Consider the following 26,566-nt stretch of genomic DNA (forward strand, 5'->3'; position numbering starts at 1 on the left):
TTTATTGAACTTTTACTGTCCAGCCAAAAGTATCTTCAGAAAGTTTGTTTTGAAGACTTGTTAGTTTTTCTTTTAAAAGAGAAGCATAAGAATTTTCAACCGGCGTCATTTCGTAATACGTATCCTGATAAGAGAATCCTTTAATAACGCTGATAACAGCAGCAGTTCCGGCTCCAAAGATTTCTTTCAAAGTTCCGTTTTTAGCCGCTTCTACCAATTCTGAAACGATAACAGGACGAACGTCTACATTTAATCCTTCTTTTTCGGCCATAGCAATTAAACTCTTTCTGGTAATACCATCTAAAATTCTTTCACTTGTCGGAGCAGTAAGTAAAGTATTGTTTATTCTGAAGAAAACGTTCATTGTACCCGCTTCTTCCAGTTTTGTATGTGTTGCATCATCTGTCCAGATCACTTGTTGAAATCCTTCTTTGTTGGCAAGATTAGTTGGGTAAAACTGTGCAGCATAGTTTCCGGCAGCTTTTGCAGCTCCGATTCCACCATTTGCTGCCCTGCTGTAATGTTCAGCAATAATTACTTTTACTTCACCGGCATAATAAGATTGTGCAGGAGAAAGTAAAATCATGAATTTATATTCATCAGACGGGTTTGCCACAACACCTGCGCCGGTAGCAATCATAAAAGGACGGATGTACATACTGCTTCCGTTTCCTCTCTTGATCCATTCCTGATCTAATTTCAGTAATTCATTCAAACCATCCATAAAAACATCTTCCGGAACTTCAGGCATTGCCATACGAACTGCAGAATTGTTAAAACGCTTGAAGTTTTCATCAGGTCTGAACAACCAAACATCATTGTTCTCATCTTTATAAGCTTTCATACCTTCGAAAATAGCCTGTCCGTAATGGAAGACTTTTGAAGAAGGGTCCATCAAAATAGGAGCATAGGGCTTAATGACAGGATTTTGCCACTGGCCATTTTTAAAATCACATTCAAATAAATGGTCTGTAAAAACAGAGCCAAAGCTTAGGTTTTCAAAGTCAACTTCGCTTATTTTCGAAGAAGTAGCTTTTCTGATTTCAATTTTGCTTGTTTGAGTTGTACTCATAAGTATGTAAAGGTTTTATAGAATTTTCATTTCAATAGAAAAACTAAAGCAATGATCTGGTCTAAAATTGATTTTAATAAATGCAAAATTAAGTAAAAATATGTAATTTACTTAGTAAAACTGCATTAATTACCGCATTTGACTGAGATTTATTTATCTTATAACAAACTCAAAAAATTGGCACAGTTTTATAAAGAATTTATGAAAAAACCATCGATTTTTAAGGCTTTACGCATTTGTTTTGACTAAATTTGACTCCTGAATTAACTTGAAAACCAACGAAATCGTATCGTAAATTTTTAAAAAGGTGAAAAGAGAAATAATTAAAACGCTAGATGGCTCAACAACAATTCATTTGCAGGAATGGGATGAATGTTATCACTCTAAACACGGAGCAATTCAGGAAGCTAAACATGTATTTATTAAAAACGGACTTTCCTTATTTGAGCGTAATCCGGTTAGTATTCTGGAAATAGGTTTTGGTACAGGACTAAATGCTTTTATTACTTTTTTGGAGGGAGTTCAAAAACAACAAAAAATAAAGTATGTTGGAGTAGAAGCCTACCCGGTTGAAGCGAAAGAAGTTTTGGAAATGAATTATGTTGCTGAATTAGAAGCTGATGCCTACAAAGCTGTCTTTGCAAAAATGCATGAATGTGAATGGAATGAGGAAATCGCAATAAGTACCGATTTTTCGTTAACGAAAAGGAAACAATTTTTTGATGAAATAAACGATTTTGAGATTTTTGATTTGATTTACTTTGACGCCTTCGGATACAGGGTGCAGCCGGAGCTGTGGAGCACTGAAATTTTTCAGAAAATGTACGATAGCTTAAAACCTAATGGTGTTTTGGTAACTTACGCTGCAAGAGGCGTTGTTAAAAGAAGTATGATTGCTGTTGGATTTACCGTCGAAAAGCTGGCAGGCCCTCCGGGGAAAAGAGAAATGTTTCGGGCTTTTAAAAAGGTTTAAATGAGTTGTTTAGAATAGTTCTAAATTGATTTATGTATATTAAGAAAACGTATTCGTTGCTAAAGTTTTTAAAAAAATAAGTTAAAATCAATGTTTATATATCATATTTGTTTAAATTTGCTGCAAGTTTAAAAATATAGATAACCCCCAACAATCTTATTTTATTATGTCAAAAATGATGTTTGATTACACGAAATCAATACTTGAGAGAGTTAGTTTCGACCCGATACTTTTCTGTAAAGAATTAGAGAAAGCTATCAAAACACTGTTACCGTACGAAATGGAACAATTACAAGAATGGTTATTAAATTTCATAATTGAGAAACCAGAATTAAAACAAAGTTTACTACTAATTAACGTATAAAAAAAGGAGCCAATTGCAATTGGCTCCTTTTTTATTTTTATTTCTTTTGTAGCGGACTAATGATTTGAACATTCTGAAAAACAATTGCTCCTTTTACAACTCCGGCGATTGTGGATCTTAACGCGTCAATGATTTGCATTTTTAATTCGCTTTTAGGGTAAATTAAACTTACCTCGCGAGCCGGTTTTGGTTCCTTAAAGTTACGTAGTTTCAGTTTATCGGAATCTTTTAAGTCCAAAGTGTGCAAGTACGGAAGTAACGTTGTACCAAGACCTTCGTCTGCTAATTTTATAAGAGTTTCAAAACTTCCGCTTTGAATCTGAAAATTATTCTGGTCGATATCAGTTCCATTTTTACATAAATTCAAAATCCCGTCCCTAAAACAATGTCCATCCTGTAAAAGCAGGATTTCATTCAGGTTTAAATCGGAAACCTCAATTTCTGTTTTCTCAAAACTGGCATGATGTTCCGGTATATAAGCTACAAAAGGCTCGAAGTATAAAACAATTTCTTTGATTTTTTCGTCTTCTAACGGAGTGGCAGCAATCGCAGCATCCAAATGACCATTTTTTAATTTTGTTATAATTTCATCTGTATTTAACTCTTCGATAAGGAGTTTTACTTTTGGGTATTTTTTGATGAAATTACTTAAAAACATAGGTAAAAGTGTCGGCATGATCGTCGGAATAATTCCCAAACGAAATTCTCCGCCAATAAACCCCTTTTGCTGTTCTACAATATCTTTAATTCTGTCTGCTTCGTTTACAATGTTTTTGGCCTGATTTACAATTTTATGGCCTATATCTGTAAGCTGAATTGGTTTTTTGCTCCTGTCAAAAATCAGGATGTTAAGTTCCTCTTCAATTTTCTGAATTTGCATACTTAAGGTAGGCTGGGTTACAAAACATTTTTCCGCAGCAAGTGTGAAATTTTTATGTTCGGCAACAGCTAACACATATTGTAATTGAGTTATCGTCATGTTGATAGTATTTTTTGATGCAAAAATAAGAAAATATAATTTTTATTGATATAAAATTTAAGGAACTTGCTGTAGTTTTGTAGTAAATTAGTGTAAAAAACAAGATTATGAAAACAAATATTTTAGGATTACCGGTAAAAGAGTCAGAATTAGTAGTAAAAGAATTAAATATATTATTGTCCAATTTTCAGGTCTATTATCAAAACCTAAGAGGAATTCACTGGAACATCAGAGGGAAACGTTTCTTTGATCTTCATGTGAAATTTGAAGAATTGTATACAGACGCACAACTAAAAATTGATATGATAGCCGAAAGAGTTTTAACTATTGGCGGAACACCTCTTCATACTTTTGAAGATTATATTAAAAACAACAAATTAACCATTGGAAAAAATATTTCTAATGATGAAAAAGCAGTACAGTTAATTGTTCATTCTCTGTCTGATTTATTAAAAATTGAAAGAGAAATTCTGAATAAATCAGATGAAATTAATGATGAAGGAACAAATTCCATGATGAGTGATTTTATTGCAGAGCAGGAAAAGACCATTTGGATGATGAATGCCTGGTTAGAAGAAACATTATAAAAATCTCATTATAAATGAGTTAAAATCAGAATGGTGAAATTTAATCATTCTGATTTTTTATGAATGTTAAATTTGTATAAATTTTTTGCCTTCAGGCTTTGATTTTATTCGTTTAAAGCTATTTTTGCCACAATGAAATTAATCGCTCGCATATTACTATTCATATTTATTGCTTTTTTATCCACCCCAACTATTGTGACGGTAATAAAAAAAAGCAGTAATACGGCTGTAGCCTTCAGTTTTTCTGAAGAGGAGCAAGCGCACAAAGAACTTAAAGCAGCTGTTTTTGCAGCTATATTTCAGCATGAATTGGTTATGCCAGTTTTTAATGAGTGTAAAATCATATTATCAGGCAATATTGTAAAGTTAGATAATATTTCTCCAAGCATTTTTGCTCCACCTCCAAATTTGGCATAATACTTCCGATTATTTTAAACCGACTGTATTTATCGTAAATGCAGTTAGCTATTTAATGTATCAATTCTTAGTATTGTATTATGACAAAAAAAATTAATCTTTTTGCCAACCTTAAATCTGATTTTGCTTCAGGTTTAGTGGTTTTCCTAGTGGCTCTTCCGTTGTGTTTAGGTATTGCAATGGCTTCAGGAGCTCCTTTATTTTCCGGAATTATCGCAGGTGTTATTGGTGGTATAGTGGTAGGCTATTTGAGCCAGTCTCACATTAGTGTATCTGGACCAGCAGCTGGCCTGACAGCTATAATCTTAACAGCTATTACTGATTTTGGCGCTTTCGATGTGTTTTTAATGTCTGTTTTTATTGCTGGATTAATTCAGTTAGCTTTAGGGTTTTTAAAAGCAGGAAGTATTTCAAATTATTTTCCTACCAATGTTATCGAAGGAATGCTGGCGGGTATCGGAATCATTATCATTTTAAAACAATTGCCACACGCTTTTGGTTACGATGCTGATTTTGAAGGTGATCAGGCTTTTATTCAAAACGATGGCAGTAATACTTTTTCGTTTCTGTTTGATCTCCTGAATCATATTCAATTAGGTGCAGTAGTGATTTCCCTGGTTTCTTTGGTAATATTAATTTCATGGGATAAAATTTCGTTCTTAAAGAACTTAAAATTAGTTCCGGGAGCACTTATTGCTGTTATTGCGGGAGTAGTTCTAAACGAAATTTTCGTTTCCTCGGGAAGTTCACTGGCAATTGCAAAAGAACATTTGGTTTCTTTGCCGGTTCCGAAATCTTTTGATGAATTTAAGTCTATTTTGATTCTGCCAGACTTTGGAGCGGTAACTAATCCGAAGGTTTGGGTTGTGGCACTTACCATTGCCATTGTAGCTTCTATTGAGACCTTATTATGTATTGAAGCTGCTGACAGAATGGATGTTCAGAAACGTTATACCAACACCAATGTAGAGCTTAGAGCTCAGGGAATTGGTAATATATTAAGTTCACTTTTAGGTGGTTTGCCAATGACTTCAGTTGTGGTTAGGTCTTCTGCAAATAACAACGCGGGAGCAAAATCTAAAATGTCGGCAATCATTCACGGGGTACTTTTATTGATCAGCGTTTTGTCTATACCGTCAATTTTGAATAAAATTCCATTGGCAACTTTGGCAACGGTATTGATTTTGGTTGGTTATAAATTAGCGAAACCGGCAACATTTATTCATTTCTGGCAAAAAGGAAAATATCAGTTTGTTCCTTTTATTGCTACTTTAGTATTTGTAGTCGCTACAGATTTACTTAAAGGTGTTGCTTTAGGAATTATCATAAGTATTATTTTCGTATTGAGAGGGAACCTGAAAAGAGCCTACAGTTTCAAAAAAGAAGAATACGAAGACGGAGATGTTATTCATATTGATTTAGCTCAGGAAGTTTCCTTTTTGAATAAAGCGGCTATAAAATTAACTTTGAGTGAAATTCCTCAAAATTCTAAAGTAATCATCAATGCACATGATACCGAGTATATTGCACATGATGTTTTAGATTTGATTCGTGAGTTTAAGGAAACCCGTGCTATTGATGAAAATATCAAAGTAAAACTGAAAGGCTTTAAGAAAGCCTATCAGTTAGAAAATTCACCGGATATTAATAACCATGTGTCAATTGAACATTATTATGATGTTGCCAAAAGAGCATTGGTTAAAAAAGAGGTGGTAAAGGAAGATTTTAAAACAAATTAAATAATTTAGGGTATTTCTACAGTAAAGGAAGTATCAAAAATCAGGTAGCTTTACAGTAAACTTATTTTGAGATGTTTAACCCTGTAGCAATACCGTTCAAAAAAATAAAAAAAGAATGAGAGAGTTTTATAATAAATTATTAGAAAACAATAAAGAGTGGGTTGAAAAATCATTAGCATTAGATCCTAATTATTTTGCAGATTTAGCCAAAGGACAAACTCCGCCATTATTATGGATTGGATGTTCTGACAGCCGCGTTCCTGCAAATGAAATAATCGGTGCTAAACCAGGGGAAGTTTTTGTACACAGAAACATTGCCAATATGGTAGTTCACTCGGATATGAATATGCTGAGTGTTTTAGATTATGCGGTAAACGTACTAAAAGTAAAACACGTTATTGTTTGCGGACATTATGGTTGTGGTGGTGTGAAAGCAGCAATGGGTAACCAGTCTGTTGGAATTATCGATAACTGGATTCGCCATATTAAGGACGAATACCGTTTACACGATAAATATCTAAATTCAATTGCAGATGAGACAGAGCGTTTTAATGCTTTTGTTGAAATTAATGCTAAAGAGCAGGTGTACAACTTAGCCAAAACTTCGATTGTACAGGGAGCCTGGAAAAACGGTCAGGAACTAATGCTTCACGGATGGGTTTACGGTTTAAATTCAGGTTTTGTAACCGATTTAAATGTAAACATCAGTTCGAATGAAGAACTTGACGAAGTTTACCAATTGGATCTTTAAATTACATAAAAAAAGAAATCGCCTCAAAAGGGCGATTTTTTTTATTCGTTTTCGTCCAGATTTTCGTTAAAAGCAGACGGTAATAAAGTTGGAATAAACTTAATTAAAATGGGAAGCAGTAAACTTCCGCCCGGAAGTAAAAATATAGTCAGTGACGGAATCGTTTTACAGATATCCAACAATTGTTTTTTTACTTTTTTCTTTTCTTTGGCATCCAGATCTCTTGTTGTCGAATGCGCCAGCAGAATCATTAATTCCTTACTTTGAACAATTTCCTTAACCAATCGGTTTTTGTTTCTTACAATCAGTTTTACAACGGTGTGCGTCATCTGATCATAAAAGTGCTTGACCGGATTGGAATAATTAAAATACGGAATTTTCTTTTTATGGGTTGTGATAAAAGTGTGGGTCGTGTCAATACTCCTGGTTACAAAATCATCGGAAACGCCCATCATGGAACCTAAGGAATACAGAAAATAAGCTTCTTCGTTTTCGACAACACCATCACTCCACAAAGCCATTCCGGCCATATCAATTAAATAATACTGTTCGAGTTTATTACTGAAATAATCCAGTTGTAAGGTCTCCAGAGTATCCACGGTAACTTTCGAAAATTTTGAATATCGTATAGAAGCTTCAAACAGTTTAATCAGCAAATCATCATGCTGTGATTTAACTGTTTTTGTTTTTAAGGCCAAAGCCACAATGCCGAGAACCGTTTCTTCAATTCGCTTTAAATATTTTTCAGGAATTTCGCCATTTGCTAAATACTGCCGGAAAGCCAAAACATCTATAAATAATAAAGCATTGGTTACCAGATGCGAAAAGTTTTTACTAATGATACTGTCATTGGTCTGAACCCTCTCATCAATAATGTTTTCTAACGCTAAGGAAGGAGTATCTTTTGGCAGCAAAATTTTGAACAGACTGAATCCTTCGGGACTCATTTCTTTGTAGAATTTTAAGACTTCAGCTATAAAATTATTGGGTTCAGAGCTTCTTTTTTCTAAGCAAAAAACATGGTATAAGGTGTTTAAGAGTGCTACTTTCGAAATTTCGGTTTTAAACCAGCCTTTTATCGGAATAGGAATCTGGGAATCAATAGAGATGATATGGCCATAGATAAAGCCAGTTTCTCTAACTTTATAATAAAACGAATCTATGGTTTCAAAAGGTATCGCTTCTGAAAACTTTTGTTCATTAAAAAATTTATCTATCCAGCCTGATGCCGATGCGTTAATCATTTAACTTTTGGTTTGAGAATACAAAGCTATATCTTTTTCTGGTGTTAAGATTAGTTTTTAAATGAAATAACCACTAGATTTTGTGAAATAGTGGTTATTGTCTTTTTTTATTTGATGATTCCGGCGCAGGCAACCCTGCCACCTGCATTTCCGGTAGGCTGAGTAGTAAAGTCATCCGTTCCCTGATGTACGATCAGGCCTTTTCCTAACACATCTTTTGTTGCATCACCACAGCCAACACACCATTCGTCAGTAGTTAAAGTGATGGTTCCGTTTCCTTTTGCGTCAGCGGTAAAGTTTCCTATATCACCTTTATGATATTCGGCTGAACCCCATTTTCCGTGTTTTTTAAAGGTAGGATTCCAGTGTCCGCCGGCAGAACTTCCGTCTGCTGCGGTGCAATCTGATTTTTCATGAATATGGATGGCGTGAACTCCCGGTTGTAAACCTGCCATTTTTGCAACAAAAGTTACTTTACCATTTTTCTCCGTAAAAGTGGCAGTTCCGCTTACGGTACTATTGCTTTTTGGTTCTAAATTTACCGTCAGGGTTTTGGCGTCATTTGATTTTGTACTGGTCTTACACCCAATAATTAAGGCTGTAAGTATAGCGAAAGAAAGAATTACTTTTTTCATCTGTAGGGCTTTTAAATTAAAGATTAAGTAAATTTAACATAAAAATACCGATATACTTGAAGCTAAAAGTTAAAAAAATCTAAAACTATTGGTTGTAATTTAATGTCATTTTGGGAATAGTACCCAAAAATATTGCTTAAATTCGTGTAGGTTTTTAATCAAAAAATTCCGAACTACAGTTTTTCAATTCATTAATAATTAAATGTTTAACCCTATGATGAAGAATGTTTTTATCCTTATTGTCTTAAGTACAATTTTGATTTCGTGTAGTATTTTCAAATGTAAAAAAACAGACGCAGTTTCCAAGATTGAAGGGAATTGGGAGCTTACTTATATAACAGGCCCAAGAATTACTTTTGATGGTTTGTACCCGAATAAAAAGCCCAGAATTAATTTTAATAGTAAGGAGAATCAGGTTTCAGGAAATAATAGTTGTAACTCGTTTACGGGAAAACTTGTTGTAAACGGAAATAAACTTGATTTTACAGGGCCAATGGCTACAACTAAAATGATGTGTATTGATAACGGACAAGGTGATCAGGTTTTTATGAATACACTGCAAAAAATAACTTCTTATGATGTAACCGAGGACGGTAAGACATTAAATCTTATTTCCGGTGATATTGTGATGATGCGATTTACAAAAAAGTAGCATTCATTTTATAACCTGCTAAAAATATATTTTATGAAAACTAAATCCTTGATTTTATTAGTTTTATTTTACTTTTTAAGTGTTTCTTTTTTCGCCCAGGAAAAATCTAAAAAAGAGCTAAAAGCCGAAAGAGCTCTTCAAGAACAGAAGGAAACTGAAGGTCTGATTAATTCGAAAAATTTTGTTTTTAATGCTGAAAAAGCGAATCCGTTAGGGTACAGAATGATTATTCTCGATTACAATACGTACACTATAAAAGTTACGGAAGAGAATGTTGTATGTGATCTCCCGTATTTTGGACGTGCGTATCATGTCGCTTACGGATCATCTGACGGAGGAATGAAGTTTGAAGGGAAGCCGGAAAATATTACGATAGAAAAAAAGAAAAAAAGCTATAGCATAAAAATGGTCGTAAAAGGGAAGGATGATGTTTACACTCTTTTGTTTTCCGTTTTTTTTGATGGCGGAACAAATGTGTCAGTTACCAGTAATAACAGGGCTTCAATTTCTTACGATGGTGAAATTAAAGCTCCAAAAGCAAAAATATAAATATAGTTTTCGACAAAAATAAAACGGTTGCGATTTTTAAAATCGCAACCGTTTATTATTTATTCAAATCAGTTTATTTGGCTGTTTTAACTTCATAGATGGCATTTACCATTCCGTTTTGAGGACTGTCTAAAGTAAGTTCCCAAAACATTATGCCGCCCAGTTTTTTAGATTTTACGTATTCGGTTTTTGCTTTGATCGATTTAAGATCATCGGATGTCGCAAATGTTTTTGATGCTGCATTATACCAATAAGGGGTTTTTGCCTTTTCATCCCAAAAATATTTCCATCCGTTCGCTTCCGTATAAGTTGAAGCGAAATTTTTAAAATTAACCCCCTCAATATGTTCACCAGGCTGATATAAACCGTTGTTTACGTTTTCAACATTCTTCCATGTTCTGGAATAAAATGCACCTCCAATGATTAATTTTTCAGCAGGAACGCCTTGTTTTAGTAAATAGTTAACGGCTCTGTCTGTCGATTCTTCGTTCGGATTGGTGCTGTATAAAGGCGTATGATGCCCGGTAACTTTAGAATAGCCATTAACCAAATCGTAGCTCATAATGTTAATACGATTTACCAATGGCGCAACCGTTTTCCAGTCTATGGATTCGTCAAGGTATTTTTGAAATCCTCCGGCAGCAAAACTCAATTCATATTTTTTACCTAAAGTAGAACGTAAAATTTTGATTAATTCGGTAAAATTACTTTTGTCAGCGGCTTGGAATAAATGTCCCGGAAGTCCTTCAATTGCCGGATATTCCCAATCTAGATCTAAACCGTCTACTTTAAAATAAGTACTCACTTCTTTTACCGATTTGGCAAATTTCAATCGTCCTTCAGCGGTTGAAAATGCAGCAGAACAAGGCTCGCAGCCTCCCCAGCCACCAAGTGATAAAACAATTTTAAGCTGTGGATTTTTGGTTTTTAAAGAAACTAAATATTTAATGGTGGTAGAATCTTTAGGAGAATCAACACTTAATTTTCCGTCTTTTAAATGACAGAAACTAAAAATAATCTGGTCTAATTTGTTGACTTCGTATTCGTTAATCAATTTATCATCACCTGTATAATAAGCGATAATATCCATTTTTTTATTTTTTTGTGCAAAGATATTTGTGGTACACAGGCACAGAAAAAATAAGGCAATCAGGTTAATCTGTTTCATTTTTAAGCTTTTAGTTTTTTGAAATGCTAAATATAAAACATTAGAATTGAAAATTCACTATCAGATATGTAACAGAAATGTAATTTTAATAAAGATTTGTGAAATAAGGGCAGGGGTTTTTAAACCATGTAAGTGATGTAAGTTCATTTAAGAAGGACGGGGTAAATTGTGATGCAGTTATCCAAATTACAAAAAACAAATTACAACCTGCTTTATATGAACTTACATCACTTATATGGTAAAAAAAAAAATAGGATAAAAAAAAGCAAAAATAAACCCGCACTGTTTCGGACAAGTGCGGGTTTAAACAAATTAAAAGCTAAAAACTATTTTTATATTAGAAGCAGTATTCGTTTTCTGCCACTAATTTAGATGTAATAACCTCTCTTAAAGCTACCACATTTGGATTGTTTGTATATTTTGTGAAACGTTTTAGTCCCATTAACATCATACGTTGTTCGTCACCTTCAGCAAAAGAAATAATTCCTTCTTTTCCTCTTGAGTTTACGATATCTACCGCTTTATACAAGTATAATTTTGCCATTGCAATTTGCTCTTGTACTTTAGCTTCACCTTGGTTTTTGGCTAATTTTTCAGTTCTAAGGATAGTACTTTCCGCCATATAAACTTCGATTAAGATATCAGAAGCAGCCATTAACAACTGTTGGTGAGAATCTAAATCCGGTCCGTATTTCTGAACGGCACTTCCTGCAACCATTAAGAAAACTTTTTTCAGGTTCGCAATGATTCCTTTTTCTTCGGCGAATAATTCAGAGAAATCAGGAGTGTCAAAAGATGGAATCCCCATTAATTCTTCAGAAACTTTCATAGCCGGTCCTAATAAATCAACATGACCTTTCATAGCCTTTTTGATTAACATTCCCACAGAAAGCATTCTGTTAATTTCGTTAGTTCCTTCGTAGATTCTTGCGATACGGGCATCTCTCCAGGCACTTTCCATTGGAGTGTCTTCAGAGAATCCCATTCCGCCAAAAATCTGAATTCCTTCATCAGCACAAGATTGAACGTCTTCAGAAACAGCTACTTTCAAAATAGAACATTCGATAGCATATTCTTCAACACCTTTCAATTCTGCTTCCTGATGAGAAGTTCCTTCTGCTTCACGGGCAGCGATTCTGTCTTCGATATCTTTTGCAGCACGGTAAGAAGCACTTTCTCCCGCATAAGCATTCGTTGCCATTTCAGCTAATTTAGAACGGATCGCTCCGAAAGATGAAATTGCAGTGTTAAACTGAATTCTTTCGTTAGCATATTTTACAGCATTTGTAGTCACTCTTCGTTGTGCATCTAAACAGGCAGCTGCCAGTTTAATACGACCAACATTCAAAGCATTCATGGCGATTTTGAAACCGTTTCCTCTTTCAGACAACATGTTTTCAACAGGAACTTTAGTATCGTTGAAGAAAACCTGACGTGTCGAAGAAGCACGGATTCCCAATTTATGCTCTTCTTCATTCATAGAAATTCCGTTAGACGGATCGTTTTCTACGATGAAACCAGTAATGTTTTTATCATCACCAATACGGGCAAAAACGATAAAAACGCTGCAGAAACCTGCATTCGAAATCCACATTTTTTGTCCTGTAATTTTATAATGCGTTCCGTCTTCCGATAAAACCGCTTTTGTTTTTCCTGAGTTGGCATCAGATCCTGCGCCTGGCTCAGTTAAACAGTAAGCTCCAAACCATTCTCCTGAAGCCAATTTAGGAACGTATTTTTTCTTTTGTTCTTCAGATCCGTAAAGGGTAATTGGCATTGTCCCAATTCCGGTATGTGCACCAAAAGCAGTCGAGAAAGATCCTGTAGCACCCGAAATGTAATCGCAAACTAACATCGTAGATACAAATCCCATTCCTAATCCGCCGTATTCTTCCGGAACGGCAACTCCTAAAAGTCCCAATTCACCTGCTTTACGCATAGAAGCTTCAGTATACGCATAATCTTTTTTCTCGAAACGATCTTTATGCGCCCATAATTCTTTGTCTACGAACTCTTTTACAGAGTCACGCATCATTAATTGCTCTTCCGAAAAATCTTCTGGTGTAAAGACATCTTCGCACTTTGTTTCTTTAACTAAAAACTGACCACCACGGGTTACGTTTTTTTCGATTGTATCTGCCATTTTGTTTTTGTTTAGATAAAGATGAAAGAGTCAAGAAGAAAGATTTTAATCTAACTTACTTATGAAACCTGTTGTCATCTTTTGAAATTCAATTATTTTGTTTTTTATTGCTAATATTCCACAATCTTGTCATTTCGACGAAGGAGAAATCTCCGCGACAATTATCCGCATAGTTTGTCAATCTTTGTCGAGTTACTTACGGAGATTTCTCCTTCGTCGAAATGACAAACTGAACGCATACTTTATCTATAGTACTTCGTAGATTCCTGCACTTCCTTGCCCAGTCCCCACACACATACTTACGATTCCGTATTTACTGCCTCTGCGTTTCATTTCGTCGAATAACTGAACAGAAAGTTTAGCACCTGTACATCCCAGTGGGTGACCTAAAGCGATGGCTCCACCGTTTACGTTTACGATATCAGGATTTAAACCTAACTCACGAATTACAGCCAAAGACTGAGAAGCAAAAGCCTCGTTTAATTCCACTAAGTCAATATCTTTCAATTCTAAACCAGCTTGTTTCAAGGCTTTCGGAATTGCTTTTACCGGACCGATACCCATGATTCTTGGCTCAACACCCGAAGAAGCAAAGTTTACCAATCTTGCAATTGGCTCCAGGTTTAATTCTTTCACCATATCCTCGCTCATGATTAAAACAAAAGCAGCACCATCACTCATTTGAGAAGAGTTACCGGCAGTTACGCTTCCGTCAGCAGCAAATACAGGTCTTAAACCTGCCAATGCAGCAACAGAAGTTCCGGCTCTTGGGCCTTCGTCTTGTTTTACTACGTATGATTTAGTTTCTTTTTTTCCGTTTTCGTTGATGAAAGTCTGATCAACAGTAATCGGAACGATTTGTTTATCAAATTTCCCTTCCGCTTGTGCTTTTAGGGCTTTCATGTGAGAGTTGTAAGCAAACTCATCCTGATCTTCTCTGGAGATTTTGTATTGATTGGCCACCGCTTCAGCAGTTAAACCCATTCCCCAATAGTAATCTTCGTGACCTGCAGCGGCAACTTTATAATCCGGAGTTGGCTTGTAACCTCCCATCGGAATAAAACTCATACTTTCTGCTCCACCGGCAATGATACAATCTGCCATTCCTGACTGGATTTTAGCTGTCGCCATTCCGATAGTTTCTAATCCTGAAGCACAATAACGGTTTACGGTTACACCAGGAACATCTTCTACTTTTAATCCCATCAAAGAGATCAAACGACCAACGTTCAAACCTTGTTCTGCTTCCGGCATGGCATTTCCTACCATTACGTCATCAATACGTTTTTTATCAAAATCAGGCAGTTCATCCATCATAAACTGAATGGTCTCTGCAGCTAATTCATCAGGTCTTTTAAATCTAAAAACTCCTTTTGGTGCTTTCCCTACCGCTGTACGATAAGCTTTTACTATATATGCTGTTTTCATAAATGATTGTATTAAGATTGGAGAATTAAGTATTAAGATTTTCCAATTGTTTTGTTGATTTTATCTTTTAGTGATCTTTGAAATGAAAAATTCATATTTGAAACCTCTACTAATTGATTAATAGTGGGTTGAATTAGATCTTCACCTACAAGCTTAAGTCTTTTAGCAAGTATTAATTGAGTTATTAATTCAAAAGTTGAACCATTTGCAATTCCTAGAAAATGCATAAATTCTTTATCTGAATTTCTCCCAGAACCTTCAGCAATATTTGAAGGAATTGAAACGGCACATTTTTTTATTTGATGAATTAAATTGAATTTCTCGTCATTGGGTAACAATGAAGAAATCTCATAAACATGAACCGCAATATCCATTGCTTTCTGCCAAATCTTTAATTTTTCAAACTGGTGCATTTCTTAATACTTAATTCTTATTACTTGATACTAGTTTCTCAAAGGTTTTCCTTTAGTTAACATATATTGAATTCTCTCTAAAGTCTTACGCTCTGTACAAAGAGATAAGAAAGCTTCACGTTCGATATCTAATAAATATTGTTCAGATACTAAAGTGGCTTCAGATAAATCACCACCGGCCATTACGTAAGCCAGTTTGTTGGCGATTTTTTTATCGTGCTCAGAAATGTATTTTCCGGCTTCCATCTGATCCGTTCCAACTAAGAACATTCCAAGTGCTTGCTTACCTAAAACCTTAACATCCGTTCTTCTGATTGGTTGTGTATAACCTGCCTCAGCCATTAACAACGCATGTTTTTTAGCTTCTGCAATCTGACGGTCTTTGTTTACGACGATCACATCTTTACCATGTTGTAAAAGTCCGGTATCAAAAGCTTCGTAACCGGAAGTTGATACTTTTGCCATTGCGATAGTTAAGAAATACTCCTGAAGAACATTTAGTTCCACATCGTTTTTACGGAATAAATCTGAAGCTCGCAAAGCCATTTCTTTAGATCCGCCACCACCAGGAAGTACACCAACACCAAATTCAACTAATCCCATGTACGTTTCTGCAGCAGCTACTACTTTATCAGCGTGTAAGCTCATTTCGCATCCACCGCCAAAAGTCATTCCGTGAGGTGCTACTACAACCGGAATTGAAGAGTAACGAACGCGCATCATCGTGTCCTGGAACAATTTGATCGCCATGTTCAGTTCGTCGTATTCCTGCTCAACCGCCATCATGAAAATCATTCCGATATTGGCTCCCACAGAGAAATTCGCTGCCTGGTTTCCAATAACTAGACCCTGATATTCTTTTTCAGATAAATCGATTGCTTTATTGATCGCCTGAAGTACGTCGCCACCAATGGTATTCATTTTAGATTGGAATTCTAAGTTCAAAATTCCGTCTCCTAAGTCCTGGATGATTGCACCACTGTTGCTCCAGACTTTTTTGCTTTCGCGGATGTTGTTCAGGATAATAAAGGAGTCTTGTCCCGGAACCTTTGTTTGAGATTTTGTCGGGATATTATAGAAATAAGAGGCTCCTTCTTTTACAGAATAGAAACTGTCACTTCCGGAAGCTAACATTTCAGTAACCCATGCAGCCGGCTCTAAACCTTCTGCTTTCATGATTTCGATTCCTTTGGCGACACCAATGGCATCCCAAATTTCAAATGGACCATTTTCCCATCCGAAACCGGCTTTCATCGCATCATCAATTTTATATAATTCGTCTGAGATTTCAGGGATTCTGTTCGATACATACGCAAACATTCCGGCGAAACTCTTACGGTAAAATTCACCCGCTTTGTCTGTTCCTTTCACTAAAACTTTAAAACGATTGATTGGTTTATCGATAGTTTTTGTTAATTCAAGTGTAGCAAAATTTGCTTTTTTTGCAGCGCGGTATTCTAATGTATCTAAGTCTAAGGAAAGAATATCTTTATCTACTTTTTTATAAAAACCTTGTCCGGTTTTGCTTCCAAACCATTTGTTCTCCATCATTTTGTTAACAAAATCAGGAAGTTTAAACAATTCGTGTTGTTCGTCATTCGGACAGTTTTCGTAAATACCGTTGGCAACGTGTACCAAAGTATCCAGACCAACCACGTCAACCGTACGGAAAGTAGCTGATTTTGGACGGCCAATTACCGGACCGGTCAATTTATCAACCTCTTCAATTGTTAATCCCATTTCTTTTACCAAGTGGAACAAACTCTGAATGCCGTAAATACCAATTCTGTTTCCAATAAATGCCGGAGTATCTTTGGCAACAACCGAAGTTTTTCCTAAGAATTTAGAACCGTATTCGTTTAGGAAATCCAATACTTCAGTTGAAGTTTTTGGACCAGGAATGATTTCAAATAATTTTAAGTAACGCGCAGGGTTAAAAAAGTGTGTCCCGCAGAAGTGTTGTTGAAAATCTTCGCTTCTTCCTTCGCTCATAAAGTGAATCGGAATACCGGAAGTATTAGAAGTAACCAAAGTTCCCGGTGTGCGGAATTTTTCGATTTGTTCGAATACTAATTTCTTAATATCCAGACGTTCCACTACAACTTCAATAATCCAGTCCACGTTGGCAATTTTTGCCATATCATCAGTTGTATTTCCAGTAGTGATTCGGCTTGCGAATTTCTGACTGTAAATAGGAGAGGGTTTTGATTTTAATGAATTCGCCAAGTGCTCGTTTACCACACGGTTGCGAACAACTTTACTTTCAAGCGTTAATCCTTTTTTAGTTTCAGCTTCTGTCAATTCGCGGGGTACGATGTCAAGTAGTAAAACTTCAACACCAATATTGGCAAAATGACAAGCTATTCCTGAACCCATAATTCCGGATCCGATTACAGCAACTTTTTTAATTGTGCGTTTCATAAGTCGTTAATATTTGTTTTTTGTTTTGAATTTGAAGTTTCCTTACGAATTAAGGTTATTCATTTTCTAGTTTTTCTGTTTGATTAAATATGTTTTTGTCCTGAATCAACTCATTGATAATTTCCGAAACCTCAATAAAATGTTTTAATTTTTCGTCAGAAACATGTTTTCTAACGGTTTCATTGAATTTCAGTACTGTATTTTTAGATAAATCTCTCTTTTCTTTTCCAAATTCGGTAAGGTAGATCAAAACACCACGTCCGTCACTGGGGTTCTTTTTGCGAACGATCAAACCTTTGTCTTCCATTGATTTTAATGTTCTGGTTAAGCTGGTCGCTTCCATTCCCATTCTTGGGCCTAAAGCCGTAGAAGGAGTTCCGTCTTCTTTGTCTATGCTCAAAAGCGCAAATCCTGTCGCCATGGTGGCATCGTATTTTGCAGCTTCTTCGTTGTACATTCTTGATACAGCCTGCCAAGTTGCTCTTAAAATATAATCTATTGTTTTGTCTTTCATAAGTAACTATATCGATTTCAAATATAATCAAAAAATACTATGCACGCATATAATTTTTTAATAAATTTTTGGTTAGTGAAAAAATGTCTCTGAAACAGAGTGGTTTAGGGTTGTTTTTTAAATTGAAATATACTATTTTTTTTGAGATTTTAACAAAATTCATAGCGTGAAAATTCTTTTATGATTTTAAATCACCTTTTAATTCTGCATTTTATAAAAAAATGTGATTTTAATGCGAAATAAAATTAGTCATTATATTTTTCCAGAGCCATCTGAAGATTTTTCTTCATCCGGTTTCGCAGGCTTTCCGGTTTCAGGACTTCGATGCCGCAGCCAAAACCTAATAAAAGACGTTCCATTTCATAATTGGGAATAATAAGTAAATGAATTATAATGGTTCCGTCATCATTTTGCGTTATCAGTCTTTGAGTCGGGTGCAGGGGTTTGGTCAGTACATAAGGAGCATTTATGGCATCTATCCAGAGTTCTATTTTTCGGGGCTGCAAACCCGAATTTACCGTTACGCCAATTATATTTTTATAATACAAATCGGCATTAAAATCTTCTTCTAAATAAGGTAAATTAAAATCGTAATCAATTGCAATGATTCTGTCCAGTGCGAGATTGGTAATGGGTTGGGAGCCTTTTTTCTTTCCAATTAAAAACCATCTGTTATTGAATTCCTTTAGAATAAACGGATGAAAATGAAATTTGTTTTCTTCTTTTGATTTAAAAGATTTATACGTAATGACAAGCGGCACTTTTTTGATGATCGCCTGATAAATTTCATCCAGATAATGCAAACCTTTCAGATTTTCGTTTTTATCCAGGTAGATAACGGGTTTGGTATGCGACTTTTCAGAATAGATTTTATCCTCCAGACGCTGCAAAATATCAGAGACATCATTAAACAAAGAGAAATCCTTAAACTGTTTCAGCATCGAAACGGTTTCGGTCAGAACATTCATATCCGTTTCCGTCAGCGGAATATCGGTGATCGTAAAATCGTCGTCTTCATATTTATAGAACTTCTTGTCATACACGACGATAGGGGCGTTGTAGCCCAGTTTTTCACTCCGCATCAATTGAATATCCATCTGGATCGTTCGTTTGCTGATGGGGTTCTCGCGGCCTTCATATTCAAACAAGGCTTCAGAACAACATTCGATTAAATCTTCGAGAGTCCATTGCCGGTATTTATTCTGCAGACATTTGTCAATGGTTTTGTAACGGATTAAGGCGTTTTTGTTTTGTGACATAGTATTTTTTTAATCGTAGTATCAATTTGGAGTTTTAGGTTTTATTTGTCTAAATATTGCTGTGTAAATAAATCTTTTTTTTAATAAATATAACTTTCATTTGAAAGCTTCAGTTCTAAAAATACACTTTTTATTGTACTGCGCAAAATAGTTGCGTATTTGGTTTTCAATTTCTTTTTAAAGCGAGTCGTTGTACTATTTTTTTGTTAAAAAAAAACGTATACTTTTACGCCTCAAAATAAAATCTTTTCTATGAGGAAACTCTACTCATTACCACTCTATATTCTCTTAATACTTAGTACATCCGTTTATAGTTTTAATAAAACCGAAGAAGATAAGCTGGCCGATAAAACCGAAGTAAATCTTATTGTACCACCGACTGTTGACTTTAATTTTAGCAATGGAGGGGCTTGTTCCGGAACTCCGGTTACATTTAATCCTGTTATTGCCGGTGTTGGTCCTTTTAAATATGTATGGAATTTTGGAGACGGAACCCCAAATGCTACAAACAGCAAGCCGAACCATAGTTTTACAGCGTTAGGTTGTGGCTCTCAAAATTTTTCGGTAACACTTACCGTGACCGATGCGAATGGAGGAGTAAATTCAGTTACAAAAACTGTGAGTGTATTACAGAAACCGGATTTAAAGTTTGTAGACCAAAATAATCCGGGATCAAACAAACCTTTTGAAAGATGTGGTGATAATAACTCAAATCCTAAATATACGATTACTGTTGGAAATAATTCCAGTTCAGCGGGTTGTATTAAGGCTTATAGTGTAGATTGGGGAGATGGAAATTCAGAAGCAAATGTTACTTTTCCTAAATCGCATCAATACCAAAAATTGGGTTCTTTTAATATGGTGATAACCGCAAACGGAACTAACACCTGCAGTAATTCAATTACCTATGTGGTTAAAAACTCCAATAATCCAATTGGTGCACTTATTGCTCCCGGGAATACAACGAATTTATGTGTGCCTGTCGCTCCAATGGATTTTGCTATTGGCTCATGGGGGTTAAATCCTTCAGATACCAATTATCAGGTTGATTACGGAGATGGTACTTATCAAAGTTACACTCAGGCACAATTAGAAAGTTCTGTATATTATAATAAATTAAATCCGCAGGCTTCTCAAAATTTTCCAATTCCTCATAAATACACAAGAGCCAATTGCGATACAAATGGTAGTACAGTCAATTTAACGATAACTACCTCCTGTGGCAGCACCTATCTTAATGCCGGACCTATTATTATTTTAGATGTGCCAGTGATAAGTTATTATGTGCCCACTGTAGCATGTGTTAACTACGCAGTATCTTTCAATAATTCAACTTATGCAGGGTATATTAATGGTTGCAGCACTATTAATGTTTATACCTGGGATTTTGGTGACGGAACAACATCCAGAGATGTTAATCCTTATCACGTATATACAAAACCGGGTAAATATGCAGTTACACTGAGTGCTACTACACCATGTGGAGTTGGAATAACACCACCACCACAATATATCTGTGTAGAGCCAATATTACAGCCCGACTTTACTTTTGGTAATGCTTGTGCTTCAAATAATCTTCAAATGACTAATACTACTGACACAAGTTTAAGCTGTGGTAAGGAAAATTACAATTAGGAGGTATCCTATTATTCCGAAGGATTCTGCGGTAAAGAAACATCACCAGGGAGAGGACAATGGAATTATGCAAATGGAACTAATTATTCTTCTAAAAATCCGGTTTTTAATTTTGTGACACCGGGTACTTATTATGTAAGGTTAACGGCATGGAATTCGTGTGGAATAACTCCAAGATATATTGAAAAAGCAATACAAGTAAAAAAGCCCCCGTTATAACATTAGATCCAATTTCAGATTTTTGTAAATCGGCAACAATACTGCCTGTCGGGAAAGTAGAACAAACTTGTTCTCCAGCCAGTGAGATAAGTTATTTGTGGACTTTTCCGGGAGGAACACCCTCATCATCTACGTCTCTTAATCCGGGCCCGATAAACTATACCACTAGTGGGGATTACGAAGCCATTTTTAAAGTTACCAATAGTTGTGGAGCTACCGAAGTAAGAAGGAAGTTTTCAGTAAATACAGTTCTTTCACCTATTATAACGCCAAAAACGTTACAAATTTGTAGTGGTTCTTCTTTTCAGGTTACACCTGTTACGAATGGCATAGACAATGTGCCTGCAGGAACAACTTATGTATGGTCTACACCAGTAGTTTGTCCTCCTGGTGCTGTAAGTGGCGCCAATGCGCAGTTAAGTCCCGTAACGACAATTAGTCAGTATTTAACAAATGAGACTAATAAGCCTGCTACAGTAACTTATAAAATATCGCCTATATCGAAAGTTTGTCCGGGACCTGATTTTACAATTACAGTTACGGTAGACCCTTTAATAAAAGTGGTTGAAACGATAAAAACGGTTACCTGTTTTGGTTTAAGCGACGGAGCAATAACAATAACAGCTGCCGGAGGAATTCCGTTCCCGACAGGAAATCCATATACATTTTCATGGACAGGACCTGATAATTTTACGAGTTCAGATCAAAATCTTACTAATTTAAAAACAGGAAGTTATACTTTAACGGTTACTGATAATGGCAAATGTCCGTTTATAAAAAGCTATTATGTAAATGGACCGGGTAAATTTGAAATTATACAGGAATCTAAAACTGATATAAGTTGTTTTGGTTTTAATAATGGAAATATTAATGTTACCGTAACCGGAGGAACAGTGCCCTATAAATATGAATGGTTAAAAGATGGAGTTGCATATCCGGTTAATGCTGGTAATCTTAGCAATTTGGCCCCAGGTGTTTACGATGTAACCATTACAGAAGTAAACAGCTGCGATATTCTAAAGAGAAGCTACACCATTATTGAGCCTCCGGTACTGGAGGTAAGTTTTGTAAGTCAGGTCAACATCTTGTGTTATGGATATTCTACAGGAGAAATTAATGTAAAAACAAGCGGCGGAAGATTTACAGAAACTTCTCCGGGCGTTTTCAATTACGCATACAGATGGACGGGACCAAACGGATATACAAGTTCAGTTCAAAATCCAAGGGATTTATTTGCCGGAACTTATGACTTAACCGTTACGGATGATTCCGGTTGTACCGATAATTTACAAGTTGTTTTACTTCAAAACGATGAGATAAAATTAAATTATACCAAAACCGAAATAGAATGTTACAATTATGCCAATGCATCAATTACTATAAATAGTATTACAGGCGGAGTTCCCTTTGCAACCGGAGATCCATATACTATAAAATGGAGTAATTTAGGGACAGGAATGGTACAAAATAATTTATCTGCAGGAACTTATGTAATCACTATTACAGATTCCGAGGGTTGTCCAAAAGAATTTCCTATAGTGATAGATAATGCACCTGTTTTTACCATAAATCCGGATGTCAGACAAATATCATGTTTTGGTCAGAAAGATGCTCATATCCGTTTAAATCTTGTAGGTGGTAAAGTACCGGTTAAACTCGTTTGGGATGATGATGCAACAGCAGGAATCGAAAGAAATAATATTGGTCCGGGAAAATATTCAGTAACAATTACTGATGCCAAAAATTGCGAAATACATGAAACTTTTACCATTGTAGAGCCTTTGTTGCTGGAGATAAGAGCAGAAGTATCTAATCCGTTAGATTGCGTTAAAGCCGATACGGGTCAGATCAATTTGGTTGTAACAGGTGGTACCCAGCCGTATACATACAGTTGGTCTAATGGACAAAAAACCGAAGATTTAGAAAATCTTGTACCCGGAAATTATACTGTTGTTGTGACAGATGCCAATGACTGTAAACAGTCAGAGACCTGGAAAATTATCCGATTTGACCAACTTACGCCAACAGTAGAAATTGTAACCGACTTTAATTGTGATACTAAATACGTCAAACAAACTTTTGTCGGGCACGTAAAAGGAGGAATTCCGCCGTATACGTTAAGCTGGTCAGATGGCGTTGTTACCGGAGCGAACAACGAAATTATGAATACTGAAAATGACGGTTTAATAATCTTTAGCGTTATAGATAGTTTTGGCTGTAAAGCAGACTATGCGCTTAATGTAGAAACTCCCGTTTTAGGTCAGGCCAATTTCATTAATGGTTCTTATGCTAAAGATATGTTTGGCTTATATTCTATTTATGATCCCGTAAAATTTACAAATTTAGCGACAGGAGATTTTACTTTAGTTTCCTGGGATTTTGGAGACGGTAATTTTTCAGATGAAGAAAACCCCGAGCATATTTATACCCGAGTAGGAACCTATACAATAAAACAAACGGTAACCTATCCTTTTGGATGCCAATACAGTTATAGTGCTACAATAAAAGTAGAAAAAGGATATAGCATTATCATACCAAATGCGTTTACACCAAATAATGATGGATTTAACGACACTTTTGCACCGGTATTTTTAGGATTGTCAGACATTACACTGGATATTTTCGATACTTGGGGAGCAGTTGTATATTCAGAAACCGGGACAAATATTAGAGGATGGAATGGAAAGGTAAAAGATTTAGAAGCCGAAAATGGTAACTATTATTACAGAATTACCTTAAAGACCTTTTACAACCATACGGTGATAGAAAAAGGCGCATTTACATTAATTAAATAAAGCAACAACGATTTACAATGAAATTAAAACTATTTTTTATAATTATAACATGTTGCTTTTTTTCGCAGGCAAGAGCGCAGGATCCTGTTTTTACACAATATTTTTTAATTCCTGAAACTTTAAATCCGGGATTCTCCGGTTTTATGGAAACTACTTATGCAGGTATTATTCACCGTGAACAATGGCCGGATCTTGATTTAAGAATAGATACCGATTATGCCTTCGTAAATACATGGAGCGAAGACATAAACAGTGGGTTTGGAATCAGTTTTTTGAACCAAAGAGAAAATATATCAAACTATAATTTTTCTGAAATCAATGCTAATTACGCTTACAAAGTGCGACTAAATGATTATTGGGATTTTAGGCCGGGGATTGAAGTGGGTTACGGAATGAAATCGTTTTCATTTCAGAATTTATTACTGGAAGATCAGATCAATATAGGAACCGGCGTAATAAACCCAAGCTCGATGGATCCTATCTTACTAAATAGGAAAGTCAACTTTTTTGATGTTTCGGCGGGAATGGTTTTCAATACAGATGAAGTTTGGATTGGTCTTTCAATGAAACATCTAAACAAACCAAACATTGCATTTAGCTCAGAAGGAAATGTACCTCTAAATACTTTTTTCTCTTTAAGTGCCGGTTATGAATTTCTAATTGCCGATTATATAGATGCAGTATTGTTACCGTACGAAACCAAGTTTTTTGTGACCTCAAATTACATGCAGCAAGGCCGTTATAACCGATTTGATTTGGGAGCTTCTATATTATTCGAAAAAATATTTTTTGGAGCCACAGCGGTTACAAATCCTGCAAAAAATGGTGCGAACGGTAATCTGCTAACATCTGTAAACTTATTTACCGGATTGCAATATGAAAATTTGCGACTAGGATTATCATACGATTTAAACACCACCAAAATTGGAAAAACGGGAGGGATTTATGAACTTTCGTTAACGTACCAATTCGACTTGAGAAAAAAATGTTTCGGTTGCCCGAATTATTCCGGGAAATAAATTAAGCAGAAAGTATTTTTGTTGAGGTGTTACCAGTACTACAAACCCGACAGGTTTTTTAAACCTGTCGGGTTAACAACCGTACATCTACGTTAATAATGAAATTTCTTTTTCAATATTCTTTCTGGCTTTCTCTTCATATAAATGCCTGAATTCATCAGTCTGAAAGATAAAGTCATTTTCCAGAAAATGTTTCAAAGCCTTCGCCCTTCCGGGTTTGTATAGAAAATCAGGATAAATGCGGTATTCCTTTCGTATCTGCTCAAAGTAAATTTGATATTCGTTCCAATCCCGGGCAAGAATCTTCAGATCAAAATCAATTAACCAGTTGATATCTTCAATTGCATTATGCTGATGTTGTTGCGTGGCGCAAATAGCATCAAAAACTAATTGTTTGTCAAATGAAATATTTTCATGTAAGATCGACAAAGCAAATTCAGCACTTTTGAGTTCATTATCTTTTTTGCTGCTCTTATAAATGTAATCGTGATAAAAAACAGCAAATAATACTTCGTTAGGAAATTGAAGCTGATCAGCGTACTTTTCAAAACATTCAACCATATCCCTTATATGAGTTAAGTTATGATAATGCCTTGATTTCCAGGAATATGCTTTTTCTAAATCAGACCAGTTTCGCTGGCTTTCTTTTTCTTCAAAACCAATATTGGTGAGCAATTCCGTAAACTTTTGCTTTAGATTCATTTCCTTTTTTACTCAAATATAGAATTCTTTTTTTACTGCGCAAAATAAATGCGTACTACTTCTGAAATCTTTGTATCATCAAAAAGGTTAAGCATGAATGAATTAAGAATGACATTAGAAAGAAGATCCGAAAATAAAAAAGAAGAAATATTTATTAGTAGAAATTTTAAAAAAAAATCTTATGAATATAAAGTTAATTATAAATTTTATGACGGATTAAATAGCGATGAAATTGATAATTTGGAGAAGTTATTTGATTTTAAATTTCCGAAACTTTATAGACAAATGTTATCCAGTTTCAGGAATTTTTATAGGGAAACTATTTCTATCGATTTAAAAGGTAATGAAGAAATTATAAAAATATGCAGATTGTATGATTACCCAAGCGATCTCAAAGAAGTTCGATGGTTAGTTAATCAAATATATCAATATATCGGCGAAATTAAATCTGTAATTAAAGAAAATGGATTTGATGATTCTGAAATTGAAGGTTTTATTCCAATCTATAGCCACAGAGTATTAGTTGTATTTAAAAATAAGGCATTATCTCCCGTAATTTCTATTTATGATAACGATATAATAATCTATGGAAATGATTTGAAAGATTATTTAATCAATGAATTTGGAACAAAAAGATAAGATTAAATAATAAAGTAAGGAAAACATATTAATAGGGAAAAATGCATGGCCGGAATATAAGTCCCAAATCTAAAATGGTTAGAAAAACAGGTTTTTTTTAACTGCGCAAAATAACTGCGTACTACTTCTGAAATCTTTGCTCAGGAAATAAAACAAGTTCATTGAAATAAAAAATTGCGTTAACAGGGTCAAGTTTGAGTTACTTCGAAAAACTTTCCACGTACACACTTACACCATTACCGGTTAACA

General features: G+C 35.1%; 24 protein-coding genes. 12 read left to right on the forward strand and 12 right to left on the reverse strand.

Features of this window, described 5'->3' with window-relative positions:
• Position 1: 1 nt before the first annotated feature.
• Positions 2–1,072 carry a branched-chain amino acid aminotransferase gene (locus EV142_RS09010; protein WP_132034678.1) on the reverse strand — a complete coding sequence of 357 codons (1,071 nt, stop codon included), beginning with the start codon at positions 1,070–1,072 and terminating at the stop codon, positions 2–4.
• A 307-nt stretch (positions 1,073–1,379) separates the two neighbouring features.
• Between EV142_RS09010 and mnmD the strand changes: the two genes are divergently transcribed.
• Positions 1,380–2,045, forward strand: coding sequence for a tRNA (5-methylaminomethyl-2-thiouridine)(34)-methyltransferase MnmD (gene mnmD, locus EV142_RS09015; RefSeq protein ID WP_132034680.1), 666 nt, complete (start codon positions 1,380–1,382; stop codon positions 2,043–2,045).
• Between the two features lie 166 nt (positions 2,046–2,211).
• Positions 2,212–2,409 (forward strand): hypothetical protein, encoded by a 198-nt coding sequence (locus EV142_RS24375; protein ID WP_132034682.1) that lies wholly within the window; start codon positions 2,212–2,214, stop codon positions 2,407–2,409.
• Between the two features lie 37 nt (positions 2,410–2,446).
• Here the strand turns inward: EV142_RS24375 and EV142_RS09025 are convergent, their stop codons facing one another.
• The gene (locus EV142_RS09025; protein WP_132034684.1) at positions 2,447–3,388 is read right to left on the reverse strand and encodes a LysR substrate-binding domain-containing protein; all 942 of its coding nucleotides are present in this window, start codon (positions 3,386–3,388) and stop codon (positions 2,447–2,449) included.
• Between the two features lie 107 nt (positions 3,389–3,495).
• Between EV142_RS09025 and EV142_RS09030 the strand changes: the two genes are divergently transcribed.
• The 4 genes from EV142_RS09030 (at position 3,496) to can (ending at position 6,882) form a co-directional block, all read left to right on the forward strand.
• The gene (locus EV142_RS09030) at positions 3,496–3,975 is read left to right on the forward strand and encodes a Dps family protein (protein ID WP_132034686.1); all 480 of its coding nucleotides are present in this window, start codon (positions 3,496–3,498) and stop codon (positions 3,973–3,975) included.
• A 132-nt stretch (positions 3,976–4,107) separates the two neighbouring features.
• On the forward strand, positions 4,108–4,392 hold the full coding sequence (locus EV142_RS09035; RefSeq protein WP_132034688.1) for a hypothetical protein: 285 nt from the start codon (positions 4,108–4,110) through the stop codon (positions 4,390–4,392).
• A gap of 80 nt (positions 4,393–4,472) precedes the next feature.
• On the forward strand, positions 4,473–6,131 hold the full coding sequence (locus EV142_RS09040; RefSeq protein ID WP_132034690.1) for a SulP family inorganic anion transporter: 1,659 nt from the start codon (positions 4,473–4,475) through the stop codon (positions 6,129–6,131).
• A 115-nt stretch (positions 6,132–6,246) separates the two neighbouring features.
• On the forward strand, positions 6,247–6,882 hold the full coding sequence (gene can / locus EV142_RS09045) for a carbonate dehydratase (RefSeq protein ID WP_132034692.1): 636 nt from the start codon (positions 6,247–6,249) through the stop codon (positions 6,880–6,882).
• Positions 6,883–6,923: 41 nt separating this feature from the next.
• On the opposite strand, the gene EV142_RS09050 is transcribed toward can, so the two are convergent.
• On the reverse strand, positions 6,924–8,126 hold the full coding sequence (locus tag EV142_RS09050) for an LETM1-related biofilm-associated protein (RefSeq protein WP_132034694.1): 1,203 nt from the start codon (positions 8,124–8,126) through the stop codon (positions 6,924–6,926).
• Between the two features lie 107 nt (positions 8,127–8,233).
• Positions 8,234–8,761 (reverse strand): superoxide dismutase family protein, encoded by a 528-nt coding sequence (locus tag EV142_RS09055; RefSeq protein WP_132034696.1) that lies wholly within the window; start codon positions 8,759–8,761, stop codon positions 8,234–8,236.
• A gap of 214 nt (positions 8,762–8,975) precedes the next feature.
• Between EV142_RS09055 and EV142_RS09060 the strand changes: the two genes are divergently transcribed.
• Together EV142_RS09060 and EV142_RS09065 are read left to right on the forward strand one after the other, a co-directional pair.
• Positions 8,976–9,413, forward strand: a complete 438-nt coding sequence (locus EV142_RS09060) for an META domain-containing protein (RefSeq protein WP_132034698.1) — start codon at positions 8,976–8,978, stop codon at positions 9,411–9,413.
• Between the two features lie 33 nt (positions 9,414–9,446).
• Positions 9,447–9,962: a DUF4251 domain-containing protein gene (locus EV142_RS09065; protein ID WP_132034700.1), complete on the forward strand. Its 516-nt coding sequence runs from the start codon at positions 9,447–9,449 to the stop codon at positions 9,960–9,962.
• Positions 9,963–10,035: 73 nt separating this feature from the next.
• Here EV142_RS09065 and EV142_RS09070 read toward each other — a convergent pair whose 3' ends face one another.
• The 7 genes from EV142_RS09070 to EV142_RS09100 form a co-directional block, all read right to left on the reverse strand.
• Complete coding sequence (locus EV142_RS09070) at positions 10,036–11,130, reverse strand: glycoside hydrolase family 18 protein (RefSeq protein ID WP_132034702.1); 1,095 nt, start codon at positions 11,128–11,130, stop codon at positions 10,036–10,038.
• 337 nt (positions 11,131–11,467) lie between these two features.
• Complete coding sequence (locus EV142_RS09075) at positions 11,468–13,273, reverse strand: acyl-CoA dehydrogenase family protein (protein ID WP_132034704.1); 1,806 nt, start codon at positions 13,271–13,273, stop codon at positions 11,468–11,470.
• Between the two features lie 246 nt (positions 13,274–13,519).
• The gene (locus EV142_RS09080; protein WP_042563104.1) at positions 13,520–14,701 is read right to left on the reverse strand and encodes a thiolase family protein; all 1,182 of its coding nucleotides are present in this window, start codon (positions 14,699–14,701) and stop codon (positions 13,520–13,522) included.
• A 32-nt stretch (positions 14,702–14,733) separates the two neighbouring features.
• Positions 14,734–15,114: a four helix bundle protein gene (locus EV142_RS09085; RefSeq protein ID WP_132034706.1), complete on the reverse strand. Its 381-nt coding sequence runs from the start codon at positions 15,112–15,114 to the stop codon at positions 14,734–14,736.
• Between the two features lie 30 nt (positions 15,115–15,144).
• A complete protein-coding gene (locus tag EV142_RS09090) occupies positions 15,145–17,535 on the reverse strand; it encodes a 3-hydroxyacyl-CoA dehydrogenase/enoyl-CoA hydratase family protein (protein WP_132034708.1) in 2,391 nt (796 codons plus the stop codon).
• A gap of 55 nt (positions 17,536–17,590) precedes the next feature.
• Positions 17,591–18,049 (reverse strand): MarR family winged helix-turn-helix transcriptional regulator, encoded by a 459-nt coding sequence (locus EV142_RS09095; protein WP_132034710.1) that lies wholly within the window; start codon positions 18,047–18,049, stop codon positions 17,591–17,593.
• Positions 18,050–18,294: 245 nt separating this feature from the next.
• Positions 18,295–19,308, reverse strand: a complete 1,014-nt coding sequence (locus tag EV142_RS09100; protein WP_132034712.1) for a helix-turn-helix transcriptional regulator — start codon at positions 19,306–19,308, stop codon at positions 18,295–18,297.
• Between the two features lie 252 nt (positions 19,309–19,560).
• Between EV142_RS09100 and EV142_RS24235 the strand changes: the two genes are divergently transcribed.
• From EV142_RS24235 to EV142_RS09110, 3 genes are all read left to right on the forward strand, one after another.
• Positions 19,561–20,943: a PKD domain-containing protein gene (locus EV142_RS24235; RefSeq protein ID WP_194100205.1), complete on the forward strand. Its 1,383-nt coding sequence runs from the start codon at positions 19,561–19,563 to the stop codon at positions 20,941–20,943.
• Positions 20,944–21,257: 314 nt separating this feature from the next.
• A complete protein-coding gene (locus EV142_RS24240; protein WP_194100207.1) occupies positions 21,258–23,957 on the forward strand; it encodes a PKD domain-containing protein in 2,700 nt (899 codons plus the stop codon).
• A gap of 17 nt (positions 23,958–23,974) precedes the next feature.
• The gene (locus EV142_RS09110) at positions 23,975–24,976 is read left to right on the forward strand and encodes a PorP/SprF family type IX secretion system membrane protein (RefSeq protein ID WP_132034714.1); all 1,002 of its coding nucleotides are present in this window, start codon (positions 23,975–23,977) and stop codon (positions 24,974–24,976) included.
• A gap of 87 nt (positions 24,977–25,063) precedes the next feature.
• Here EV142_RS09110 and EV142_RS09115 read toward each other — a convergent pair whose 3' ends face one another.
• Positions 25,064–25,678 carry an HD domain-containing protein gene (locus tag EV142_RS09115; RefSeq protein ID WP_132034716.1) on the reverse strand — a complete coding sequence of 205 codons (615 nt, stop codon included), beginning with the start codon at positions 25,676–25,678 and terminating at the stop codon, positions 25,064–25,066.
• Between the two features lie 93 nt (positions 25,679–25,771).
• On the opposite strand from EV142_RS09115, the gene EV142_RS09120 reads away from it, so the two are divergent.
• Positions 25,772–26,317, forward strand: a complete 546-nt coding sequence (locus EV142_RS09120; protein ID WP_132034718.1) for a hypothetical protein — start codon at positions 25,772–25,774, stop codon at positions 26,315–26,317.
• Positions 26,318–26,566 lie beyond the last annotated feature (249 nt).

The organism is Flavobacterium circumlabens (assembly GCF_004345565.1).
GTDB classification, from domain to species: domain Bacteria; phylum Bacteroidota; class Bacteroidia; order Flavobacteriales; family Flavobacteriaceae; genus Flavobacterium; species Flavobacterium circumlabens.

Coding starts and splice junctions, on each gene's coding strand:
- EV142_RS09010 (WP_132034678.1), bottom strand. CDS start 1,072: ATGAGTACAACTCAAACAAGCAAAATTGAAATCAGAAAAGCTACTTCT.
- EV142_RS09100 (WP_132034712.1), bottom strand. CDS start 19,308: ATGTCACAAAACAAAAACGCCTTAATCCGTTACAAAACCATTGACAAA.
- EV142_RS09050 (WP_132034694.1), bottom strand. CDS start 8,126: ATGATTAACGCATCGGCATCAGGCTGGATAGATAAATTTTTTAATGAA.
- EV142_RS09110 (WP_132034714.1), top strand. CDS start 23,975: ATGAAATTAAAACTATTTTTTATAATTATAACATGTTGCTTTTTTTCG.
- EV142_RS09060 (WP_132034698.1), top strand. CDS start 8,976: ATGATGAAGAATGTTTTTATCCTTATTGTCTTAAGTACAATTTTGATT.
- EV142_RS09070 (WP_132034702.1), bottom strand. CDS start 11,130: ATGAAACAGATTAACCTGATTGCCTTATTTTTTCTGTGCCTGTGTACC.
- EV142_RS09120 (WP_132034718.1), top strand. CDS start 25,772: ATGAATGAATTAAGAATGACATTAGAAAGAAGATCCGAAAATAAAAAA.
- EV142_RS09065 (WP_132034700.1), top strand. CDS start 9,447: ATGAAAACTAAATCCTTGATTTTATTAGTTTTATTTTACTTTTTAAGT.
- EV142_RS09040 (WP_132034690.1), top strand. CDS start 4,473: ATGACAAAAAAAATTAATCTTTTTGCCAACCTTAAATCTGATTTTGCT.
- EV142_RS09080 (WP_042563104.1), bottom strand. CDS start 14,701: ATGAAAACAGCATATATAGTAAAAGCTTATCGTACAGCGGTAGGGAAA.
- EV142_RS09085 (WP_132034706.1), bottom strand. CDS start 15,114: ATGCACCAGTTTGAAAAATTAAAGATTTGGCAGAAAGCAATGGATATT.
- EV142_RS09095 (WP_132034710.1), bottom strand. CDS start 18,049: ATGAAAGACAAAACAATAGATTATATTTTAAGAGCAACTTGGCAGGCT.
- EV142_RS09025 (WP_132034684.1), bottom strand. CDS start 3,388: ATGACGATAACTCAATTACAATATGTGTTAGCTGTTGCCGAACATAAA.
- EV142_RS09075 (WP_132034704.1), bottom strand. CDS start 13,273: ATGGCAGATACAATCGAAAAAAACGTAACCCGTGGTGGTCAGTTTTTA.
- EV142_RS24375 (WP_132034682.1), top strand. CDS start 2,212: ATGTCAAAAATGATGTTTGATTACACGAAATCAATACTTGAGAGAGTT.
- can (WP_132034692.1), top strand. CDS start 6,247: ATGAGAGAGTTTTATAATAAATTATTAGAAAACAATAAAGAGTGGGTT.
- EV142_RS09115 (WP_132034716.1), bottom strand. CDS start 25,678: ATGAATCTAAAGCAAAAGTTTACGGAATTGCTCACCAATATTGGTTTT.
- EV142_RS09035 (WP_132034688.1), top strand. CDS start 4,108: ATGAAATTAATCGCTCGCATATTACTATTCATATTTATTGCTTTTTTA.
- EV142_RS09030 (WP_132034686.1), top strand. CDS start 3,496: ATGAAAACAAATATTTTAGGATTACCGGTAAAAGAGTCAGAATTAGTA.
- EV142_RS24235 (WP_194100205.1), top strand. CDS start 19,561: ATGAGGAAACTCTACTCATTACCACTCTATATTCTCTTAATACTTAGT.
- EV142_RS09055 (WP_132034696.1), bottom strand. CDS start 8,761: ATGAAAAAAGTAATTCTTTCTTTCGCTATACTTACAGCCTTAATTATT.
- EV142_RS09090 (WP_132034708.1), bottom strand. CDS start 17,535: ATGAAACGCACAATTAAAAAAGTTGCTGTAATCGGATCCGGAATTATG.